This is a genomic window from Paenibacillus chondroitinus NBRC 15376 (genome assembly GCF_004000765.1).
In the GTDB taxonomy this organism is placed as follows: domain Bacteria; phylum Bacillota; class Bacilli; order Paenibacillales; family NBRC-103111; genus Paenibacillus_E; species Paenibacillus_E chondroitinus.
Genome location: NZ_BILW01000047.1, coordinates 41146 through 47682 on the forward strand (window position 1 = coordinate 41146; position 6537 = coordinate 47682).

Consider the following 6537-nt stretch of genomic DNA (forward strand, 5'->3'; position numbering starts at 1 on the left):
AACACCCATCTTCCGGGCCTAATGCTCACTTCGCATCTTGTCCGTAACTTCCAGATAAAGCACCTGGAGAAATTTTTTGATGTTAATTTTACTTTTCTCCGACTTCAAGTTCTCATCGATTTCTTTCATCTTCAAACGGACATCCTGAAACTCAAAATAGAGCGGCGCATAATGCTCAAATTTCGGATTGCTGTAATCCGTCAAGCCTATGCTAGCTATATGGGCTAAGGCAGCCATAACGGCGCGGCGAATACGCTGCTCAACGGCTTTCCCTTCCTTTTCCACATCAGCTTCTTCCAGTTTGTGGCTCCGAGCCGCCGTCTCATACAGCTCCTTCAGTGGCGGTATCCCGTCACCTCGATGCTGCTTCGTCAGATGTTCGATAATGTCCGTTACATCCCGGCTACCGCTCTCACCAACAATGCCCATGTCCATGAGAATAGGCTGTACGATCTCGCGCACGCTGCGTTTTTTACGAGGGCTCTCCGGACTGTTCAATAGGCTCAACTTCGTTAAAGAGTCCTGAATCTCCTTCAGGGAACGGCTGATCTTCCACTGTTCGTTGACCTTGGAAAGCACCGCTTCCACTTCGATTTTGTTAATCGGCTTTTGAATATAGTATTCGACTCCGGCTTGATAAGCCTTGCCGATCATCTCTTTATTTTCTATCTGCGAAATCATGACGTACTTGCCTTGAAAACCTTGCTCCTTAAGTCGAATAATGGTCTCAATGCCATCCTGATCCGGCATCAGCAGATCGATGACAACGACATCCGGAGACGTTTCGAGCAGCACCTTTTCCCCTTCGCTACCGCTGCCTGCCGTTCCTACGACTTCACCTAACCCGCCTTTTTCAATAATTTTGTGCAGCATCAGCCTGCTTACCGCATCATCGTCCACAATTCCGAAAGACAGCATGATCTCTACGCTCCTTTTTTCAACGTATCGGTCAATAAGGTGATCACAAAAGTTGTCTGGGCCCCTGGCTCATCCGAACGCAAATGAATATCCCCGCCTAAGGAATGAACAATATCCCGTACGTGAGAAAGCCCGATGCCGGTTGCAGCAAAACCTTCCTGATTGAATTTCGTTGTAAAGCCAGGCTCGAAAATCATATCCTTTTCCAGATCAGCAATCCCCGTCCCCGTATCCGAGACCGTCAGAACCGTTTCAGCGCCGCGCCCGTAAGCACTGACGTGAATCGTCCCCTGATCTTCGATTGCCTCCACGCTGTTGGACAACAGATTATTCATAACCGTCAACAGAGGAAGATAGTGATCCGAATCATAATTGATGCGTAGATCAGTGGTAAATTGAATCCTTTTGCCGATCATCCCGCTGTAGCCCAGGTTGGATTTTATCGCGAACTCGATGATTTCCGCCAGCCTCATATTCGAAGCGAATTCCCGGTCAAACAGCTTTAATAAGCCGGCAAGGATGCGCTGTGAGTCTTTTTTCACCTCATGGATCTGTTGCGTGATTTCCAAAATCGTGCGGGCATAACTTTTCAGCCCCGTGCCGTTCACTCTTTCGTATAAATTGTGGCTTTTGGCTGTCAGCTGCTCAATCGTTTCCATGGACTTACGCAGGTAGAAAACTTCGCCATATAGTCCACTGTTCGTATTCAACATCTGCTCCATCCGCTTCTGCTGCTCACTGTGGAGGACCCTCATCTGATGAATGGTCACGCTGCTGTAGATGCCTACCACAAAATAGCTTCTCACGAGGGCAATCACCGAAATATATACTAACTGCTGTGAAAACTTGTAGGGGGTATCGAAAATGACGCTGCGCGCCAGCAGCTCAATCTCATTGGACATGAGATCAATAAGCGATAGGAATATGCCAAGCACGAGGGGATGGAATTTCCCCATTTTCTGCTTTATCCAGCTCATGCCCACCGCAAAAGCTATATAGTACAGCATCGCAGGCAAGTGCGTCTGCATGCTCCAGCCAAGCGATACAGCTCCGTGCGTCATAATCCCCGCCTCTATGGAGCGAAACAGCAAAACGGTAATGCCGGTAATAAGGCCTGTATAGAGATAAGGCAAATGTTTGAGCAAAAGCAGGCACAGAAGAAAGGTGCTGCTCCCAAGACCGATCCGAAACACTTCGCCGCTGAAGGGCGTAATTTTGAACTCGCCGGCAATCGCCGTCACAATGGCGATCAGAATCATTTGTAGCCCTTCATTTTTCAAGCGTCCCAGCCGATCACCCCCTAGATTAAATCCCATATCTGCTTGCTAATTAGAAGTATACATACGGTAAGAAATAAAGGGCGTACATACGCTGAACCTTTGCGAATTGCCATGCGCGAGCCTAATAAGGAGCCGCAAATCATCGCGATTCCCATCGGAATCCCGATCCCGTAGTTGATGGAACCCAGCACCATGAATGTAGCCAAGCTCGCTATATTGCTTCCGAAATTGAGCATTTTGGCGTTGCCAGCCGCTTTCACAAAATCAAAACCTAACATAAGAAAAACGAATATAAGAAAGGAACCCGTGCCAGGTCCAAAAAAGCCGTCATAAAAGCCTAAGCCGAAAGCGGCGCCTCCCATGAGAAGGGCTGTTTTGGTCGAGTACTGGCGGAATGTCGAGCTGCTCCCCCAATTTTTCCGAAAAAGGGTATAGATGGTTATCAGAATCAGCATGACGACGACCAACGGCTTAAGAAAATCCGAAGGAATTTGCCGAAGTACCATCGTTCCGCAAACAGCTCCTAATAATGATAAAAGGAATAAACTTTTTACCGCTTTGAAATCGATATTGCCTGAACGCATAAAGGAAATGGTGCTCGTCAGCGACGACATCGTGCCAGCCAGTTTATTCGTTCCCAGCGCAATAGCCGGTGGCAATCCCGTTGCCAGAAGAACGGGTAAGGCGATCAATCCCCCGCCTCCCACGACCGAATCGACATAGGCAGCCACAAACCCTCCAACGATGACGAACACTAACATTTCCCAACTCAAGTGTAACATGATGTCAATAACTCCTCTTCCTGCTCAAATTCTCTACACCATTCTCGCTTCAAATCTTCGCGCCGCCAACGATAAGGCATAATTGACTGCAAAATAAAGCACAGCCACGACAAACAGAATTGGTATGGTATAGCTATAACTTTGTCCAATTACTATTTTCGCATGATGCATCAGTTCAGGCAAGGAAATAACAATGGCAAGAGATGTATCTTTGAGCAGGGAGATAAACTGGCTGACGAGCGGAGGAACCATACGGCGAAGCCCCTGTGGAATCACGATATGCCAAAGCGTCTGGACATAGCCTAATCCAGAAGAACGAGCGGCTTCGATCTGCCCTTTGTCGATAGAGTTGAGCCCGCTTCGCACAATTTCCGCGATCATCGCCCCTTCAAAAAGCGTTAGCGCCACAATCGTCGCATTCATCGGCCCCAGCTTAATGCCGATATCCGGCAGGGCAAACCGAGCGAAAAATATGATTAGCAGCAGCGGCAGGTTGCGAAGCAGCTCTACGGCAATGCCTAAAATAGGTGAAACGATGGGGATTTTCGTATAACGGACCGTTCCCACGACGCAGCCTACAAGAAAGCTGAGAATGATGGCAATCAAGGCAACTTTTAGCGTCATGTAAAATCCTTCGAGAATAAATCTCATATTGTCAGCGGAGAAAGCATGCAAAATATCCATTCATTCACCCCCTCGCCAGCTTACGTTCTAGATACAAGGCACCGTAGCTTAACGGCAGCGTTAAGAGCAAATAAAGCACAGCGATGAAAATATACGTATCAAATGTAGCGTACGTCTCGCTTGCTATCATGTCGCCGAAATACATAAGATCAAGGCCCGCAAACACTCCTAGCACCGACGAATTCTTAACCAGGTTAATAAACTGGTTGCTCAGGGGCGGTATGACGATTTTGATCGCTTGCGGGAGGACGACATGCCACATCGCTTGCCCGTAGGTCAACCCGGAGGACCTTGCGGCTTCCGATTGGCCGAGCGGCACGGACATGATGCCGGCCCGAATCGCTTCAGCGATGAAAGCTGCCGTGTAAACCGTCAGGCCCAAGGTTCCGCAGACGAAGCCGCTCAAGGTAACGCCCAAGGAGGGCAAGCCATAAAAAAAGACAAACACGACGAGCAAGAGCGGAATGTTTCGAATGAACTCCACGTAAGCCGTACCTAGCCACTGCAAGGGCTTTACGGATGAGATCCGGCAGATGGCGATCAACGTCCCCAGAATAAAACTGCCGATTAATGCAATGAGACTAGCCCAGATGGTGTTAACAAAGCCTTTCATAAAAATATCAATGTGGTCGGTAAAAATCGAGAAATCCGGCATCGGCTTGCGCCCCCCTCATAGACAGAAGATGGGCAGCTTGCGGCCACCCATCTGATCTTTGTTATTTGGATGGCGCCTCGCCGATCCATTTCTTATATAGCTTGTCGTATTCGCCGTTTGATTTCAGCTTCTTGAGGCTGTCGTTGACCACGGTTTGAAGCGCTGTTTCGCCTTTTTTCATCGCGATGCCGTAAGGCTCATCCGTGAACGGCTCGCCGACAACCGCAAAGTTCGGATCCTGTGCCACCATGCCGTAGAGGATCGCATTATCCGTAGTCAGCGTATCCCCTTGTCCCGCTTTGAGGGCGCTGAAGGCATCTTGGTAGTTATCAAACTCCAGTACCGTCGCTTCCGGTGCTTTGGCTTTAATGTTTCCAACGGACGTAGCGCCTTTTACCGCCAGTACTTTGGTGCCCTTTTTAATATCGGCAACCGATTTGATCGGGCTGCCTTTCTTCACTAGCAGGGACTGTCCCGCTTTAAAATAAACATCGGAGAATTCAACCTGCTTCTTGCGCTCGTCCGTGATCGTCATCGTGGCGACAATCATGTCGATCTCCTTGTTGTCGAGCATCGGGATACGCGTTTTGGACGTTACTTCCTTCAGTTCGATTTTCTTCTCATCGCCGAGAATTTCCTTCGCCAGCGCTTTGGCGATATCCACGTCGAAGCCTTCGACTTCGCCGCCGGTCGGATTTTTCAAGCCGAACAGCTTCGTGTCGTATTTGACGCCAACGACCAGCTTGCCTCTGCTCTTGATCTCATCGAGAACCGATGCCCCGCCTGCCGGCTTGGCCGAGCTTGGCGCGCTCGCGCTTGCTCCCGGCGAACCTGCTGGCGTACTGGATGCCCCTCCCGATGTGGATGTTGAGGCACACCCTGCCAATGCGAATACGGCTGTTAACATCACGATAAAATTCCACTTTTTAGCTATCATATAAGTTCATCTCCTTATTATTAATGGTTTAGAATGCGGGATTAGTGATGCAGGACGGATATTAGTGATTCAGAACAGATAATTAGTGACGCAGATATTAGTGATTCAAAACGCGGTTTAGAAACAGTCGTGCCCGCTCTTCTTTCGGATTGACGAAAAACTCCTCTGGAGGCGATTCTTCGACGATTTGACCTTTATCCATAAACACAACGCGATCCGCCACTTCCCGGGCGAAGCCCATCTCGTGCGTGACTACAACCATCGTCATTCCCTCATGCGCCAGCGCCTTCATGACGTCCAGCACCTCGCCCACCATCTCTGGATCCAGCGCCGATGTCGGTTCGTCGAAGAGCATAATTTTCGGCTTCATCGCCAGCCCTCTGGCTATGGCTACCCGCTGCTGCTGACCCCCCGAGAGTTGCGAGGGATAACTTCCGGCTTTGTCCTGAATGCCTACCTTCTCAAGGTAGTACATCGCCGTTTCTTCCGCTTCCTTCTTCGGCAGGCCGAGCACTTTCATTGGCGCAAGCGTGATGTTATCGATGACCTTTTTATGCGGATACAGATTAAAATGTTGGAAGACCATCCCAATGTCACGGCGCAGCTTGTTGATATCCGTTTTTCTGTCGCTGACTTTGCGCTCGTTTACGGTCAGTTCACCGCTGGTGATCGTCTCCAGTCGATTGATGCATCTGAGCAGCGTACTTTTGCCTGAACCTGACGGACCGACGACGACGACAACTTCCCCCTGCTGGACCTGAAGATCAATTCCCTTGAGCACATGAAAATTGCCGTAATGCTTCTCTACTTGCTGGAATGAGATCAATGGAACCCCCCCTTCGCTTAAAAGCTTAACCATGTAAACTATTTGTCATGTTAACTTACACTTGATGTCTTTAAATCTTAATATCAAACTATGGAATCTTATACAATCCGACATGGGACAGAAAAAAGATTTGAAATTTTTGTTAAGGCGGGGTACCGACCTATAGTATGTTTAACCGTCTCATCGTTGGGTGAAACAGTGGGTTGGGGCGGGACGGCGGTGTCCCGGCGGCTACGAGCGCGGGGCGACGAACGAGACAACGGCCGGCGGGGGCTCCGCCGGGGCCGCGAGCGAGACAACCCTAGACGGGGACTTCGCCGTGACGGCGACGATTATAGTGCGGGGCTGCTTGAAAGAAGTATGAGCCTCTATTTTTCTGGAAAACTGTGATGTGGCAACTTGGAGGGAACTACGATCCTCTATTTTGCCGATTTAGGTGGAATGGCAACCACGAG

General features: G+C 49.4%; 7 protein-coding genes. All 7 read right to left on the minus strand.

Annotation, left to right across the window (positions count from 1 at the left end; translation table 11 throughout):
- Positions 1-18 precede the first annotated feature (18 nt).
- The 7 genes from PCH02S_RS30570 to PCH02S_RS30600 all read right to left on the minus strand — a co-directional run bounded on the left by PCH02S_RS30570 (position 19) and on the right by PCH02S_RS30600 (position 6082).
- Complete coding sequence (locus tag PCH02S_RS30570) at positions 19-918, minus strand: response regulator (protein WP_127457882.1); 900 nt, start codon at positions 916-918, stop codon at positions 19-21.
- Between the two features lie 5 nt (positions 919-923).
- Positions 924-2177: a sensor histidine kinase gene (locus PCH02S_RS30575; RefSeq protein ID WP_246069312.1), complete on the minus strand. Its 1254-nt coding sequence runs from the start codon at positions 2175-2177 to the stop codon at positions 924-926.
- Positions 2178-2218: 41 nt separating this feature from the next.
- Complete coding sequence (locus tag PCH02S_RS30580; protein WP_127457884.1) at positions 2219-2980, minus strand: TSUP family transporter; 762 nt, start codon at positions 2978-2980, stop codon at positions 2219-2221.
- A gap of 33 nt (positions 2981-3013) precedes the next feature.
- On the minus strand, positions 3014-3664 hold the full coding sequence (locus tag PCH02S_RS30585; RefSeq protein WP_127457885.1) for an amino acid ABC transporter permease: 651 nt from the start codon (positions 3662-3664) through the stop codon (positions 3014-3016).
- Between the two features lie 4 nt (positions 3665-3668).
- Entirely contained in the window at positions 3669-4319 is a 651-nt protein-coding gene (locus PCH02S_RS30590; RefSeq protein ID WP_127457886.1) for an amino acid ABC transporter permease, read from the minus strand.
- A gap of 61 nt (positions 4320-4380) precedes the next feature.
- Positions 4381-5256 carry a glutamate ABC transporter substrate-binding protein gene (locus PCH02S_RS30595; protein ID WP_127457887.1) on the minus strand — a complete coding sequence of 292 codons (876 nt, stop codon included), beginning with the start codon at positions 5254-5256 and terminating at the stop codon, positions 4381-4383.
- Between the two features lie 97 nt (positions 5257-5353).
- On the minus strand, positions 5354-6082 hold the full coding sequence (locus tag PCH02S_RS30600) for an amino acid ABC transporter ATP-binding protein (RefSeq protein WP_127457888.1): 729 nt from the start codon (positions 6080-6082) through the stop codon (positions 5354-5356).
- Positions 6083-6537 lie beyond the last annotated feature (455 nt).

Excerpts from the sequence above, each read along its gene's own strand:
- PCH02S_RS30570 (WP_127457882.1), bottom strand. The coding sequence starts at position 918 with ATGCTGTCTTTCGGAATTGTGGACGATGATGCGGTAAGCAGGCTGATG.
- PCH02S_RS30575 (WP_246069312.1), bottom strand. The coding sequence starts at position 2,177 with ATGATTCTGATCGCCATTGTGACGGCGATTGCCGGCGAGTTCAAAATT.
- PCH02S_RS30580 (WP_127457884.1), bottom strand. The coding sequence starts at position 2,980 with ATGTTACACTTGAGTTGGGAAATGTTAGTGTTCGTCATCGTTGGAGGG.
- PCH02S_RS30585 (WP_127457885.1), bottom strand. The coding sequence starts at position 3,664 with ATGGATATTTTGCATGCTTTCTCCGCTGACAATATGAGATTTATTCTC.
- PCH02S_RS30590 (WP_127457886.1), bottom strand. The coding sequence starts at position 4,319 with ATGCCGGATTTCTCGATTTTTACCGACCACATTGATATTTTTATGAAA.
- PCH02S_RS30595 (WP_127457887.1), bottom strand. The coding sequence starts at position 5,256 with ATGATAGCTAAAAAGTGGAATTTTATCGTGATGTTAACAGCCGTATTC.